At 70.4% G+C, this 13,472-nt stretch carries 13 protein-coding genes; 7 read left to right on the top strand and 6 right to left on the bottom strand.

The annotated features are described in order from the left end of the window. The first annotated feature begins 24 nt into the window (after nucleotides 1-24). Nucleotides 25-687, top strand: a complete 663-nt coding sequence (locus tag ACQPZX_RS44425) for a DedA family protein (protein WP_433369883.1) — start codon at nucleotides 25-27, stop codon at nucleotides 685-687. Here ACQPZX_RS44425 and ACQPZX_RS44430 read toward each other — a convergent pair. From ACQPZX_RS44430 to ACQPZX_RS44450, 5 genes are all read right to left on the bottom strand, one after another. Then, nucleotides 671-1,864 carry a carbohydrate-binding protein gene (locus ACQPZX_RS44430; protein ID WP_433369885.1) on the bottom strand — a complete coding sequence of 398 codons (1,194 nt, stop codon included), beginning with the start codon at nucleotides 1,862-1,864 and terminating at the stop codon, nucleotides 671-673. The genes ACQPZX_RS44425 and ACQPZX_RS44430 overlap by 17 nt on opposite strands. Before the next feature lie 16 nt (nucleotides 1,865-1,880). Continuing rightward, nucleotides 1,881-3,131, bottom strand: coding sequence for a chitinase (locus ACQPZX_RS44435; RefSeq protein WP_433369888.1), 1,251 nt, complete (start codon nucleotides 3,129-3,131; stop codon nucleotides 1,881-1,883). 155 nt (nucleotides 3,132-3,286) lie between these two features. Beyond that, entirely contained in the window at nucleotides 3,287-4,696 is a 1,410-nt protein-coding gene (locus tag ACQPZX_RS44440; protein ID WP_433369891.1) for a carbohydrate-binding protein, read from the bottom strand. Nucleotides 4,697-4,790: 94 nt separating this feature from the next. Further along, nucleotides 4,791-5,474 (bottom strand): YidC/Oxa1 family membrane protein insertase, encoded by a 684-nt coding sequence (locus tag ACQPZX_RS44445; RefSeq protein WP_433369894.1) that lies wholly within the window; start codon nucleotides 5,472-5,474, stop codon nucleotides 4,791-4,793. A 210-nt stretch (nucleotides 5,475-5,684) separates the two neighbouring features. Next, nucleotides 5,685-5,960, bottom strand: a complete 276-nt coding sequence (locus tag ACQPZX_RS44450; RefSeq protein WP_433369897.1) for a DUF6412 domain-containing protein — start codon at nucleotides 5,958-5,960, stop codon at nucleotides 5,685-5,687. A 43-nt stretch (nucleotides 5,961-6,003) separates the two neighbouring features. On the opposite strand from ACQPZX_RS44450, the gene ACQPZX_RS44455 reads away from it, so the two are divergent. From ACQPZX_RS44455 to ACQPZX_RS44465, 3 genes are all read left to right on the top strand, one after another. Next, complete coding sequence (locus tag ACQPZX_RS44455) at nucleotides 6,004-7,170, top strand: carboxylate-amine ligase (protein ID WP_433369900.1); 1,167 nt, start codon at nucleotides 6,004-6,006, stop codon at nucleotides 7,168-7,170. 45 nt (nucleotides 7,171-7,215) lie between these two features. Then, complete coding sequence (locus ACQPZX_RS44460) at nucleotides 7,216-8,547, top strand: FAD-dependent oxidoreductase (RefSeq protein WP_433385848.1); 1,332 nt, start codon at nucleotides 7,216-7,218, stop codon at nucleotides 8,545-8,547. A 547-nt stretch (nucleotides 8,548-9,094) separates the two neighbouring features. Further along, nucleotides 9,095-10,237: a polysaccharide deacetylase family protein gene (locus ACQPZX_RS44465; RefSeq protein WP_433369903.1), complete on the top strand. Its 1,143-nt coding sequence runs from the start codon at nucleotides 9,095-9,097 to the stop codon at nucleotides 10,235-10,237. Nucleotides 10,238-10,320: 83 nt separating this feature from the next. Here the strand turns inward: ACQPZX_RS44465 and ACQPZX_RS44470 are convergent, their stop codons facing one another. Continuing rightward, nucleotides 10,321-11,133, bottom strand: a complete 813-nt coding sequence (locus ACQPZX_RS44470; protein ID WP_433369905.1) for an Fpg/Nei family DNA glycosylase — start codon at nucleotides 11,131-11,133, stop codon at nucleotides 10,321-10,323. A gap of 92 nt (nucleotides 11,134-11,225) precedes the next feature. On the opposite strand from ACQPZX_RS44470, the gene ACQPZX_RS44475 reads away from it, so the two are divergent. From ACQPZX_RS44475 to ddaH, 3 genes are all read left to right on the top strand, one after another. Then, complete coding sequence (locus ACQPZX_RS44475) at nucleotides 11,226-11,825, top strand: ATP-dependent Clp protease proteolytic subunit (protein ID WP_433369908.1); 600 nt, start codon at nucleotides 11,226-11,228, stop codon at nucleotides 11,823-11,825. Between the two features lie 111 nt (nucleotides 11,826-11,936). After that, entirely contained in the window at nucleotides 11,937-12,536 is a 600-nt protein-coding gene (locus ACQPZX_RS44480; RefSeq protein WP_433369911.1) for a hypothetical protein, read from the top strand. Between the two features lie 142 nt (nucleotides 12,537-12,678). Continuing rightward, the gene (gene ddaH / locus ACQPZX_RS44485) at nucleotides 12,679-13,470 is read left to right on the top strand and encodes a dimethylargininase (RefSeq protein ID WP_433369913.1); all 792 of its coding nucleotides are present in this window, start codon (nucleotides 12,679-12,681) and stop codon (nucleotides 13,468-13,470) included. Nucleotides 13,471-13,472: the final 2 nt, after the last annotated feature.

Consider the following 13,472-nt stretch of genomic DNA (forward strand, 5'->3'; position numbering starts at 1 on the left):
GATTCTTCCGGGTAAGTGTTGACGATGGGCGAGCTGCAGGGACTGGCCGGATGGGTGGCGTCCGTCATCGAGGCGCTGGGCGAGGTGGGCGTGGGTCTGCTCGTCGCGCTGGAAAATCTGGTTCCCCCGATCCCCAGCGAGATCGTCCTGTCGCTGGCCGGCTACCTGGCCGCCCAGGGCCAGGTGGGGCTGGTGCTGGTGCTGATCGCGGCCACGGCCGGGTCCGTCGTCGGCGCGCTGGCGCTGTACTGGCTCGGCTACGCGCTGGGCGAGGAGCGGCTGCGGCGCTGGCTCGACCGGATCCCGCTGGTCGACGCGACCGACCTGGACAAGGCCGACCGGTGGTTCGAGAAGCACGAGAAAAGCGCCGTGCTCTTCGGGCGCTGTGCTCCGGTCGTACGATCTCTGATCTCGATCCCGGCCGGAGCCAATCGCATGCCGCTCGGCCAATTCGTGGCCTTCACGACGATCGGCAGCGGCGTCTGGAACGCGTTGTTCGTGATGGGCGGCTACCTGCTCGGCGAGCGCTGGCGCGACGTCGAGAAGTACAGCCACTGGTTCGACTACGCGGTGGGAGCGTTCTTCGTCGTGGCTGTCGCGTGGTGGGTGATAAAGAAGACGCGCGGCCGCCGAGGCAACCGCGCGTCTCCCGTTGGGGAAGAAGGCTCTACTAGAAGCCGGCGCTGATCTTCGTGAAGGCCCAGTCGGCCTGCGCGATGCCGGAGCAGTTGGAGACCACGCCGCCGCCGGCGCAGCCGCGGTCCCGGTTGACCGCCCAGAAGGTGAACCGCGAGAGGCCCTTGCTCTTGGCGTAGTCGCGGATCCGGGTCCAGGTGTCGGTCGAGGTCAGCTCCTGCTGGTCGGAGAGACCGTTCATGCCGGAGATGCCCATGTGCGAGTACGCCTGCGCGTCGGTGTAGCCGAACGTGGTCTTGAGCAGGTTCTTGAGCGCCTCGGACGCGTTCACCGTGTTGCCGTACATGTCGTTGCCGCCGCCGAAGTCGAACGGCATCTGGGTGAAGATGTCGATGTTCGCGCCCAGCGCCTTGGCCTGCTGCACCAGCCGGGTGCCGTAGTAGGTCGGGCCGGTGGTCGCGGTGCCGAAGGTCAGGATCGTCTTCACCGACGGGTTGTTCTGCTTGATGATCTTCAGCGCGCCGAGCACCCGGTCCTGCACGGCCGTGTTCTCGAACTCATCGGTGTTCTCGATGTCGATGTCGATGGCCTTGAGACCAAAAGCGTCAATGATCTTCTGGTACGCCCCGGCCAGCGCGGCCGTGGTCGAGCAGTTCGGGCCCAGCTTGTTGCCGCTGTAGCCGCCGACCGACGGGACGATGTCGCCACCGGCCGCCTTGATCTGCTGGATGTAGCTGGCGTGCACGCCGCCGGTCAGGCCGCTCTCGCCGTCCCACGCCGGGTTGCAGCCGTTACTGGCGAGCACGAACGCCATCGTGAAGGCCTTGATGCCGGTCGCGTTCATCACCGTCGACGGCGCCGGCGGGTTGCCCCAGCCCGGGTAGACGTACGGCGACGACGCCATCTTGGTGCCGGAGGTCGGCGGGTTCGTGGTCGGGCCGGTGGTGGGCGGCGTGGTCGGGGTGGTGCCGCCGCCGCAGGCGCCGTTGTCGGCCCACACGTCCCACTGGCCGGAGTGGGTGGCCGGGGACTCGTTCTGGGTCCACCATTTCGCGGTGTAGTTGTGGCCGTTCTGGGAGGCCTGGTTGCCACCGACGTAGACGGCGCTCGAGGACCAGGCGGCCACACAGGCGACCGCCGCGTTCGAGCTGGTCATGGGGATGATCGCGGTGCCCAGGCCGGCGGCCGCCACGGCGCCGACGATGAGCAGTTTCCTGCCGAGTTTCACGGGGACTCCTGGGGATTTAGGGGAGCGTGGCGAGGTGGGGCTTGACGGTGTTGCCGAAGGAGTTGCCGTTGGTGACGTCCCAGTTGATGGACCAGGTCATCGCGCCGCGGATGCCCGGGTACGTCGCCGGGGGCTTGAAGGACCCGCAGTTGGTGCCGCGGGCCAGGCAGTCGAGCGCGGCGTTGACGTTCGCCGGCGCCTGGTAGCCGCCGCCGGCCGCGCTGCCGCTGGCCGGCAGGCCGAGCGCGACCTGGTCGGGCCGCAGGCCGTTCTGGGTCTGGATGCAGGCCAGCGCGGTCAGGAAGTTCACCGTGCCCTGCGAGTACGCCTGCATCTGGTCGCAGCCGAGCATCGAGCCGGAGTTGTAGTACTGGGTGTGCACGACGGTGAGGATGTCCTTGATGGACAGCGCCAGCGCGAAGTACGAGGAGCCGGTGCTCTGCATGTCGATGGTCTGCGGGGCCATCGTGATGATCAGGTTGGCGCCGGCCTTGGTGCGGAGGCTGCGCAGCGCCTGCGCCATGTAGGTCGCGTTCAGGCCGTTCTCGAGGTCGATGTCGACGCCGTCGAAGCCGTACGTCGTCATCAGCGAGTAGACGGTGCTGGCGAAGTTGGTGGCCGCCGTGGCGTTCGCGACGCTGACCGTGCCCTTCTCGCCGCCGACCGAGATGATGACCTTCTTGCCGCGCGAGTGCAGGGTGGCGATGTCGGCCTTGAACTGGGCATCGGTGTAGCCGCCGACCTGGGCCGCGAGGCCGGAGTCGAGGGTGAAGCTCACCGCGCCGGGCGTCGAGGTCGCGTCGGCGAAGGCGACCGCGATCAGGTCGTAGTTGTTCGGGACCGCCGCCAGCTTGAGGGCCGCGGCGCCGTTGTAGAAGTTCTGCCAGTAGCCGGTCAGGAAGTGCTTGGGCAGCGTCCCGTTGGAGGGCGGCACCGTGGTCGGCGGGGTCGTCGGCTGAGTGGTCGGCGGGGTCGTCGGCTGCGTGGTCGGCGGTGTGGTCGGCGTGGTGCCGCCGCATGCGCCGTTGTCAGCCCAGACGTCCCACTGACCGGAGTGGGTGGCCGGCGACTCGTTCTGGGTCCACCACTTCGCGGTGTAGTTGTGGCCGTTCTGCGAGGCCGAGTTGCCACCCACGTAGACGGCGCTCGCACTCCAGCCCGGGGCGCACGCCGCCGCCGCGCTCGCGTTGCCGCCGAAATACACCGCCGCGCCGCCGGCGACGAGCGCCGTCACGGTCGCGAGGATCACGGATCTGGTGCGCCGCATCGCCGTCCCTCCATGCATCACGTTGAGATGCATCAATCTTTAGGACTGTTAACAATAAAAGTCCAGAGGGGCGGAACTTAAACATCCTTAAATCTTTCGGATGATGCGATGCCCCGAAGGCGCAGGTCAGGCCTTCGGGGCATCGATAAAACTTATTACCGCCGGAACTGGATCCAGTTGACGTTCACGAAGTCGGCGGGCTGGCCGCTGCTGAAGGTCAGGTACACCGTGTGCGTGCCGGACACGTTCGACACATTGCCCGGGATCGACGTCCAGGTCTGCCAGCCGCCGGTGTTCGCGAGCGCGAAGCTGCCGATCGGCGCGTTGCTCCGGCTGTCGACCCGCACCTCGATCAGGCCGCTCACTCCGCCGCCGGCTCCCGAGGCCACCCGCGCCACGAAGTCGCGCACGCCGCCCGTACCGAAGTTGACGTTGTTGAACTGCAGCCAGTCACCGTTGGCGATGTAGCCGACGTCCTGGCCGCCCTCGGAGCACGTCTCGGTCTGGGTGCCGGACTGCGAGTTGGCCGACTCCGCCTCGATCCGCGAGAACGCGTCGCGGGTGCCGCCGGTCGGCGGGGTGGTCGGCGGGGTCGTCGGCGTGGTGGTGGGCGGCGTCGTGGTGGTGCCGCCCGACGACTGGTAGACCGCCACGTAGTCGACCAGCATCGGCACGCCAGACTGGGTCGCCGAGGTGGGGCCGCCGCCGAACGCGGCCGGGAAGCCGCCGCCGATCGCCACGTTGAGGATCACGAACATGCCGTGGTGGGTCGCGTTGTTCCAGGTGGTCGCGTCGACCACGTTCGAGTTCAGCGTGAAGTAGTTGTTGCCGTCCAGATACCACCGCAGTTGCTCGGGCGAGGTGCTGCGGTCGTACTCGATCGCGTACGTGTGGAAGCCGGTCTGGCAGCCGGAGCAGGTCCGCTCGCCGCTGCCGAGGCCGGTCGTCTCGTTGCACGGGCCGCCCGGGTTGGAGCCGCAGTGCAGCGCCCCGAAGACCGAGGACCGGCCGTTGATGTCCTCCATGATGTCCCACTCGCCGATGCTCGGCCAGTTCGTCGCGCCGACCGGGCGGGCCGCCGCGCCGAGCGCCCAGAAGGCGGGCCAGTAGCCGGCCGCCGCCGCGCCGCTCACGTTGGGCTGCTGCAGGCGCGCCTCGATGCGCACCTTGCCGCCGGCCGGCGCCGCGAAGTCGGTGCGCTGCGTCTCGACCCGGCCACTCGTCCACTGCCCGGACGAACTGCGGATCGGCTTGATCACCAGGTTGCCGCCGCCGTCCTGGTACACGTTGGCCGTCGAGTCGGTCATCGTCTCGACCTCGCCGGTGCCCCAGTTGGCCGCCCCGCCCGGATAACCGGTGCCGATGTCGTAGAGCCAGTTGCTGCGGTTGAGGCCGGTGCCGGCCGCGCCGGTGAAGTCGTCGCTGAACACGGTCGTCATGCCGGCCGGGGCCGACGGGACGGCCGCGTTCGCGTCCATCGTGAAGACCGCGGTGGCCGCGACCGCAATGGCCGCGGTCGATACCGCGAGGAGGGTTCGAAGCCGTCTTCTCGGACGAGATGCCATCGGAGGAACGCCTTTCCGTAGGGGGGTGAGGAGGCGTGAGAGCGCTCTCACGCCTCATTGCAGGCCCGTTACGGAAGCGTGTCAATATTGGCGGTCAACGATTGCCCGTTGTTACCGGCCGGCGCAGGAAAGCCTGCTCCAGCGCCGTCCAGGCGGTCGAGGTGACGAGATAGATGCCGCCCGCGAGCGGCATCCACGCCACCGCCAGAACGGAGAGATAGGGCAGGTAGCGCAGGAAGCCGAGCGACGGCGTCCCGGGCGCGGCCGGCATGACCGGCTGCATCGAGACGCTCATCCGGCGCGACGACCACCAGGCCAGGGCGCCGGCCAGCACCAGCAGCACGGCGAAGACCGGCAGGCCGGCGGCCAGATGCGCGGTCAGCGGCACCCCCATCAGCGCACCTTCCGGCGCCCGCAGCGCGACGTGATACATCACCATGAAGAACGGCGCCTGAGCCAGCGCCGGCAGAAAGGCCGCGAACGGGCTGATCCCGTTGGCGCGTTGCAGTTCCAGCGTCTTGGTGGCCAGGACCATCTGATCCTTGCCGTGTTTCTCGCGCAGTTTGGCGATTTCGGGCGCGAGCGCGGCCTGGCGGCGCTGAGCGCGAATCTGCTGATAGGTGAGCGGACTGATCAACAGCCGGATGAGCACGGTGAAGACGACGATGGCCAGCGCCGCCGCGGCCGTTCCGGCGAGCGGGCTGAAGAGGTCGGCGAGCGATTCGATGGCAGCGTGAGCGACCCCGACAATGGCGCCGGGAATTTCGAAGATGGACATGGCGAAGCACCCCTTGCGATCCGTGGGAAAAGGACGCGAGGCGGTTCTTGACGCAATTCACCAGGTCGTGCGTGGGTGGTGGGTACAGACCGTCGCTCCCGCCGGGACCCGGCCGGGCCGAGCAGGCGCTGGCGCGCCAAGAACGCTCGACCCACCCGGGCGACGTGCGTGAGTGGTTGCGGCTACCCCAGAACCCCGGCCGACGCCGCGTCAGACCGCCGCGGGGGCGAGCGCCGGTGCTCGGGAGCGGGGGCGGCCGGCCGCATCGGGGTCGGCCAGGCGGGAGCGGGTGGCGACGCGGGCCCGGCGGGCGAACGCGCGCACCGCGGGCGCGGCGAGCAGGGAGGGCAGCGGCAGAGCGGTGGCCGCGGCGATCAGGAGAACGGCCGCGGCGACGAGGGCCAAGCCGAGCACGAGCTGCCCCGGCGCACCAGCGCGGGTCGGGTCGAGGAGGGCGGCGAGCGCCCAGAAACCCTCAAGCAGCATGGGTCAACGTTAGCGCCGTCCGCCAAACGGGTAATCCGGACGCATGGACGCGGCTTCCAGTGGGACCACGATCTCCGAAGAGATGGCCGAGGAGGCCGAGTCACAGGATCTCCTCACGCTCGGGATCGAGGAGGAGTACATCCTGGTCGACGCGGCTGAGACGCGCGGCGTGGAGGCGGTCGACGAAGTCGTCGCTCTGGTGCCCGAGGAGCTGCGGGGCTCGGTGCAGCGCGAGTACCTGCGCAGCCAGATCGAGGTGGCCAGCCCGCCGCAGCTCGAGCTCGGCGGACTCTACGAGGCGATGGGCCGGCTGCGCCGCGAACTGGCCGCCGCGGCCGAGCGGGCCGGCGCGCGGCTGCTGGCCGTGGGCGCCGGGCCGGGCGCCGGGCCGGTGACCCGGATCGTCGACGATCCGCGCTATCACCGCATGCGCGAGCACTACGGCGACCTCTCCCCCGGGCAGGGGATGTGCGGCACACACGTACACGTCAGCATCCCCGATGCCGAAACCGGCGTCGCCGTGCTGAACCACCTGCGGCCCTGGCTTCCGGTCCTGCACGCCGCGACCACCAACTCGCCGCTGTTCGGCGGCCGCGACACCGGCTATGCGAGCTGGCGCTCGATGATGTGGGAGCGCTGGCCCAGTGTCGGGCCGACGCCCTACCTGGAGTCGGCCGACGAGTACGAGACGCTGGTCGCCGACCTCGAGCAGACCGGGGCGATGCTCGACGAGGGGATGCTCTACTGGTATGCCCGGCTGTCGGCGAACTACCCGACCGTCGAGATCCGGATGGGCGACGTCACCCCCACGCTCGACGACGCGATGCTGCTGGCCGCCCTGGCCCGCGCGCTGGTCGCGACCCTGCTGCGGGACGTGCGCGAGGGCATCCCGGCGCCGCGGGTCCCACACCCGCTGCTGATGGCGGCGCACTGGCGGGCCGCCCACGACGGGCTGGAGGGCGTGGCGGTCGACCTGGCCACCCGCGAGCCGCGGCCCGCGTGGCGGCTGATGCGGCAGCTCTTCGATCACGTACGCCCGGAGCTGGAGCGCCACGGCGACCTGGAGACCGCCACCGTCCTGATGGGACGCCTGCGCTCGCACGGCACGGGCGCCGCACGCCAGCGCGCCATCCTGTCCCAGCGCGGCTCGGTCGCCGACGTGGTCGACTGGCTCGCGAAGGCCACCCGGGGCGACGTCCCGCGTGACTAATCTGGGCTTGTGAAGCTGGTAGTGATCGGCGGGGACGCGGCCGGCATGTCGGCCGCCTCGCAGGCGCGTAAGAGGCTCGGACCGGATCGGCTCGAGATCGTGGCGTTCGAGCGTGGGCACTTCACGTCGTATTCGGCCTGCGGCATCCCGTACTGGATCGGCGGGTCTGTCGGTGAGCGCGAAGCGCTCGTCGCGCGCACGCCCGAGCAGCACCGCAAGGCCGGGATCGACGTGCGGCTGCGGCACGAGGTGGTGGCGATAGACCTGAACAGGCGCGAGGTGGTCGCCCACGATCTGCTCGGCGGCGGCGAGGTGCGCGAGAGCTTCGACCACCTCATGTACGCGACGGGAGCGTCCCCAGTGACGCCGGAATGGGCCCGGACCCCGGCGGCCGGCATCTTCGGTGTGCAGACCCTCGACGACGGCTCGGCGATCCACGACTGGCTCGACCGCGAGCAGCCCCGCAAGGCCGTCGTGATCGGCGGTGGCTACATCGGGGTCGAGATGGCCGAGGCGATGGTGAAACGCGGGCTCGACGTGACGCTGCTGGAGAAGTCGCCGGAGCCGATGGGCAAGACCGTCGACCCCGACGTGGGCGCGCTGGTGCGCAAGGCGATCGGCGAGGAGGGCATCGAGGTCGTCACCAACGCGCATGTCTCGGGCATCGAGACGAGCGGCGGCCGGGTCCGGGAAGTGGTCACCCCGACCGGCGCGCTCGCGGCCGACATCGTGGTCCTGGGTTTGGGCGTACGGGCGAACAGCGCGCTCGCCGAAGAGGCGGGGATCCCGGTCGGCGTCACCGGCGGCGTGCGCACCGACCGGCGGATGCGAGTCGAGGGGATCGAGGGCGTGTGGGCGGCCGGTGACTGCGTCGAGACGCGGCACCTGCTGACCGGCGATCCCGTGCACATCCCGCTCGGCACCCACGCCAACAAGCAGGGCCGGGTCGCGGGCATCAACATCGGCGGCGGCTACGCGACCTTCCCCGGGGTGATCGGCACCGCGGTGACGAAGGTCTGCAACCTCGAGGTGGCCCGCACCGGCCTCACCGAAAAGGAGGCGCGCAAGGCCGGGTTCGCCTTCGTGACCGCCACCGTCGAGTCGACCAGCCGGGCCGGCTACTACCCGGGCGCCGAGCTGATGACGATCAAGCTGATCGCCGAGAAGCGCACGGGAACGCTGCTCGGGGCGCAGATCGTGGGCCGCACCGAGGCGGCGAAACGGATCGACGCGCTGGCCGTGGCGGTGTGGAACCGGATGACGGTCGAGGAGATGACGGCGCTCGACCTCAGCTATGCCCCGCCGTTCGCCCCCGTGTGGGATCCGGTGCTGATCGCGGCGCGCAAAGCGACCGATGCTGTCCACAATGCTATGTGATGGGGACGGTTTGGAGGATCCGGCCGAATTTGTGAATCGGTGGTCACGGAGCGCCAGCAGCCGTTACTACTCCTCGTAAGGAGGAGATCACCGAATCGGTATCGCGTCAGATCATGCCGCACGGTAGAGATGCAGCATGTCGCCGCAATCCCTCCGTTACCCGAGCCCGGCGTCAGGCGACGTCGCCGAGGCGGGCGGCCGGCATCGGCGCCCCGAGTCGCTGGCGGAGACCTCCGCGGCGCCGTTCCGGGTGAGCACGCTTCTCGAGGACGACACCTGGGTTCCGGGGCCGCGTTCGGCACGCCACCAGCGGCCCTCCGCGCACTCGGCGGCTCATTCCTCGGCTGACTCTTCGGCTCGTTCTTCCGGTGGCGCCTCGACTCGCTCTTCCCGCGGCGGGCTCACCCGTTCGGAGGCGCGGCGGGCGGCCGGCTCTTCCAGCGGCAGTTCCACCCGGTCGGCGGCCGACACCCTCAGCGGCGGGCTCACGCGCTCGGAGGCGCGGCGAGCGGCCGCTCACCGGTCGGCTTCGCATCGGGCCGCTCCCGTGCGACCGCCGGTCACCGGCAGCCACCGTGCGCCCGGCACCCTGCCGATCGAGTCCTGGCTGCTCATGGGTAAGACGCGGCAGCAGCTACTGCTCGCCTCGCTGGTCGCGGTCGGCCTGCTGCTGATCGCCGTCCCCGGCGCCCGCGGCGGCGGCAACAGCAGCATCGACGCGGTCAACGCCGCGGCGGCGGCTCGCGGCGCCGGTAACCACGCGGCGCAGAAGGCCAAGGGCAACAGCTCGAACGGCAGCAGCGACAAGCAGGGCGACGACGCCGACGCGTCGAAGGTCGTCCCGGCCGCCACCGCGCCGGCCGGCGACGGGCACACCCCCGAGGCGACCAGCACCGCCCGCCCCGGCGCCAAGAACACCGGGCCGGGCAACTCGCTGCGCACCACCGGCTCGAGCCTGGTGGCGCTGACCTTCGACGACGGTCCCGACCCGGCGCAGACCCCGCGGATCCTGGCGTTGCTGGCCCAGTACGACGTGAAGGCGACCTTCTGCCTGGTCGGCAAGCAGGCCGAGAAACACCCCGAGATCGTGCGACAGATCGTGGCGGCGGGACACACGCTCTGCAACCACACCTGGAGTCACAGCCTCACTATCGGTAAGGACAAGCCCGAGCAGATCCAGGCCGACCTCGCGCAGACCAACGCCGCGATCCGGGCGGCCGTGCCGGACGCGAAGATCCCGTTCTTCCGGGCCCCCGGCGGCAACTTCACCGACCGGCTCGTCGGCGTGGCCGGGGAGGCGGGGATGACGTCGCTCTACTGGCAGGTCGACCCGGCCGACTGGGACCACAAGGCCGGCGAGACCGACGCCGCGCACACCGACCGGGTGGTCGCCGAGATCAAGAAGCATGTCCGGCCCGGGTCGATCGTGCTCTCGCACGACTTCAACCAGCCGGACACGATCGCGGCCTACCAGAAGCTGCTGCCCTGGCTGAAGGCGAACTTCACCCTCGGCATCCCGGGCGGCCCGGCCCCGGCCGCGACGACCCCGCCGACCGCTTCACCGACGCCCACCGAGACCCCGGCGACGCCGGACCCCTCGGCCCCGGCCTCGCCGGCCACCCCGCCCGACGCAGCCGTCGGGGCAGCCGGCGCGGGCGGCGCCGCTGAGGACGCGCAAGGAGACGGCTGACGGATCGAGCGCCGGCGTCGGGCGCTCGCCCGACAACGTGGGCGCCGGCCTCAGGCGCCCGGCCTCAGGCGGTCGGCCCCGGCTCAGGCGGCCGGCTGGCATTTCGGGCACCAGTACAGGTTGCGGCCGGCCAGGGGTCCCCGGGCCACCGCCGTGCCGCACACCAGGCACGGCTGGCCGGGACGGCGGTAGACGTACACCTCGCCGCCGTGCCGGTCGACGCGCGGCGCCCGCTGCATGGCCTCGGGCGTGTGCTGAGTGTGCACCGTGTCGATGCGCCCGCGGGCCACACCTTCTTTCATGAGTGCCCGCAAGTCGGTCCAGATCTCGTCCCACTGCTCGGCGCCGATCAACCGCCCCGGCGTGGTCGGCGCGAGCCCGGCCCGGAACAGCACCTCGTTCGCGTAGATCAGCCCGCACCCGGCCACGATCGACTGGTCCAGCAGCAGCGCGAATACCGGCTTCGTGCTGGCGCGCACCTTCCGGCCGGCCGGGACCGGGTCGGCGTCGTCGCGCAGCGGGTCGGCGCCCAGCCGGTCGCGCAGCGCCTGCGCCTGCACCGGGTCGAGCACCTCGCACGCGGTCGGCCCGCGCAGGTCGAGCCAGTGCGTGTCGCCGATCACCCGCATGCGGATCTGCCCGACCGGCGACGGCACGGGCAGCTCGCCGTCGCTGAACTTTCCGTAGAGTCCCAGGTGGACGTGCACGGTCAGGTCGCCGTCGTAGTGGTGCAGCAGATGCTTCCCGTACGCCTCGGTGTCGCGCAGCGTGCGCCCGCCGACCAGCTTGGCCCCGGCCGCGAAGCGTCCCTGCGGGCTGCTGACCGCCGGCGCCTGCCCGGCGAAGAGCTCCCGATGCCGCACGGCGAGCCGATGAATGGTGTGTCCCTCTGGCACGGGGAGCAACGGTATCCGGTTGGGCGAATCGCGGTTATGCCCACAGGGGAATTGCTGGGTGTTGACGGCTGTGCTGCGGAAAGCTGGTGTCCATGAGTGTTGACGAGCTGACGATGCGCGGGGGCGCATCCTTCGATGACCAGGTCTTCGAGCGGCTCCTGCGGGAGCGCATCATCTTCCTGGGCAGCGAGGTGAACGATGAGGTCACCAACCGCATCTGTGCCCAGATGCTGCTGCTCGCGTCGAACGACAGCGAGAAGGACATCGCGCTGTACATCAACTCGCCCGGCGGCTCGATCAGCGCCGGCATGGCGGTGTACGACACGATGCAGTACATCAAGAACGACGTGGCCACGATCGCGATGGGCATGGCCGCCTCGATGGGCCAGTTCCTGCTCTGCGCGGGCACGCCCGGCAAGCGGTACGCGTTGCCCCACGCACGGATCATGATGCACCAGCTGTCCGGCGGCATCGGCGGCACCGCGGCCGACATCGCCATCCAGGCCGAGAGCATGCTGCACATCAAGAACGTGATGAACGAGCGGATCGCCTTCCACACCGGGCACAGCGCGGAGGAGATCGAGCGCGACGCCGACCGCGACCGCTGGTTCACCGCCCGCGAGGCCAAGGACTACGGCATCGTCGACCACGTGATCAGCAAGGCCAGCGACGTCGTGTCGTTGCCGGCCTGATCCAAACCCTCTGAAGGGCGCGTGACCTGCGGGTCCGCGCCCTTTGGTGTGCCGGGCGGGCGATCGGGGTAAGGACGTTTCATCCCCGAAATCGTCCAAGGAGGTGCTGACGTGAGGATCCCGACGTTCTCCCGCCAGACCGAGAACGAGACCCCCGAGGCGGAGCGCCCGATCCCGTCGGGCACCACCGCAACCGACACCCGCACCACGCCCGTCCAGCCGCGTCGCGACGAGCGGCACGAGGACGAGCCCAAGACGGCGGAGCTGCCGCCCGCGCCCGCCCACGGTCGCACGATGCCGCCGCCTCCCCCGCCGTCGACCGTCTCGCGGCCGGTCTTCCCGAAGGACGACGCGGAAACCGAGAAGACCCCAGTGGTGTCCGGGCCGAAGCCCCGCGCGAGCCTGCTCGCCACGCTCGGCCTGATCCTCGGTGTGGCCTCGGTGCTGCTGGTCCTGTCCGGGCCGCTGCTCGGCTGGGGCATCGGCGTGGCCGGCGTGGCGCTGGTCCTGTCGCTGAGCGGCATCCACGCCACCGGCAAGCGGCACGTCGCCGGCAAGACCGACGCGCTGATCGGCATGGTCCTCGCGCTGGCGGCGATCGTGCTCGGCGTGCTGGCGATGACCGGCTCGCTCACCTGGCTGGGCACCGACACCAACTCGGTCCCGTCGCTGCGCGACTGGCTCGACACGCACACCGTCAACCGCTTCTGATCTTCGTTGAGCGAATGGGCGGTCCGGTTCGGGCCGCCCATTAACGTTTCGCCGTCAGACAGCTTGAGCACGCAAGAATCGAACGCGGCACGCACGGTTGAGCCCTGGGTTGCTACCACGGGCGCGACCTAGCGTTGCAGTCATGCGCCGATACCTCATGTGCCGCCCTACTCACTTCGCGGTCACGTACCGGATCAACCCGTGGATGGACCCCACGGCGCCCTACGACAACGCGCTCGCCGTCGCGCAGTGGGAAGCGCTCCGGCAGACATATCTCGAGCTCGGCCACACCGTCGAGCTGATCGACCCGCTGCCCGGCCTGCCCGACATGGTCTTCGCCGCCAACGGCGCCACCGTGGTCGACGGCCGGGTGCTCGCCGTGCAGTTCCGCGACGCCGAGCGGGCCGACGAGGCCCCGGCGTACGCCGCCTGGTTCCGCGAGCGCGGCTTCGCGGTGACCGAGCCCAAGCACACCAACGAGGGCGAGGGCGACATCCTGCTCGCCGGGGACGTCCTGCTCGCCGGCACCGGCTTCCGCACCTCGCACGCGTCGCACGCGGAGACGCAGGAGGTCCTGCAGCGGCCGGTGATCACGCTGCAGCTGGTCGACCCGGCCTACTACCACCTCGACACGGCGCTGTGCGTGCTCGACGACACCAACGTCGCGTACTACCCGCCGGCCTTCTCCCCCGGCTCCCAGGCCGTTCTCCGCCAGCTGTACCCGCACGCGATCATCGCGAATGCGGAGGATGCCGCGGTATTGGGCCTCAACGCGGTCAGCGACGGCCGTACCGTGGTGCTGCCGGTGCAGGCCGCTCACCTGGGGGCCGAGCTGCGCGCGGCCGGCTACCAGACCGTCACGGTCGACGTCTCCGAGCTCCGTAAGGCCGGCGGCGGACCGAAGTGCTGCACGTTGGAGGTGCGGGCCGCATGACC

The sequence above is a fragment of the Actinoplanes sp. CA-142083 genome, assembly GCF_050942195.1.
Lineage (GTDB): Bacteria > Actinomycetota > Actinomycetes > Mycobacteriales > Micromonosporaceae > Actinoplanes.

What these genes read in the sequence shown, in the direction of transcription:
- ACQPZX_RS44425 (WP_433369883.1), top strand. Translation starts at nt 25, where the DNA reads ATGGGCGAGCTGCAGGGACTGGCCGGATGGGTGGCGTCCGTCATCGAG.
- ACQPZX_RS44435 (WP_433369888.1), bottom strand. Translation starts at nt 3,131, where the DNA reads ATGCGGCGCACCAGATCCGTGATCCTCGCGACCGTGACGGCGCTCGTC.
- ACQPZX_RS44440 (WP_433369891.1), bottom strand. Translation starts at nt 4,696, where the DNA reads ATGGCATCTCGTCCGAGAAGACGGCTTCGAACCCTCCTCGCGGTATCG.
- ACQPZX_RS44445 (WP_433369894.1), bottom strand. Translation starts at nt 5,474, where the DNA reads ATGTCCATCTTCGAAATTCCCGGCGCCATTGTCGGGGTCGCTCACGCT.
- ACQPZX_RS44450 (WP_433369897.1), bottom strand. Translation starts at nt 5,960, where the DNA reads ATGCTGCTTGAGGGTTTCTGGGCGCTCGCCGCCCTCCTCGACCCGACC.
- ACQPZX_RS44455 (WP_433369900.1), top strand. Translation starts at nt 6,004, where the DNA reads ATGGACGCGGCTTCCAGTGGGACCACGATCTCCGAAGAGATGGCCGAG.
- ACQPZX_RS44460 (WP_433385848.1), top strand. Translation starts at nt 7,216, where the DNA reads ATGTCGGCCGCCTCGCAGGCGCGTAAGAGGCTCGGACCGGATCGGCTC.
- ACQPZX_RS44475 (WP_433369908.1), top strand. Translation starts at nt 11,226, where the DNA reads ATGAGTGTTGACGAGCTGACGATGCGCGGGGGCGCATCCTTCGATGAC.
- ddaH (WP_433369913.1), top strand. Translation starts at nt 12,679, where the DNA reads ATGCGCCGATACCTCATGTGCCGCCCTACTCACTTCGCGGTCACGTAC.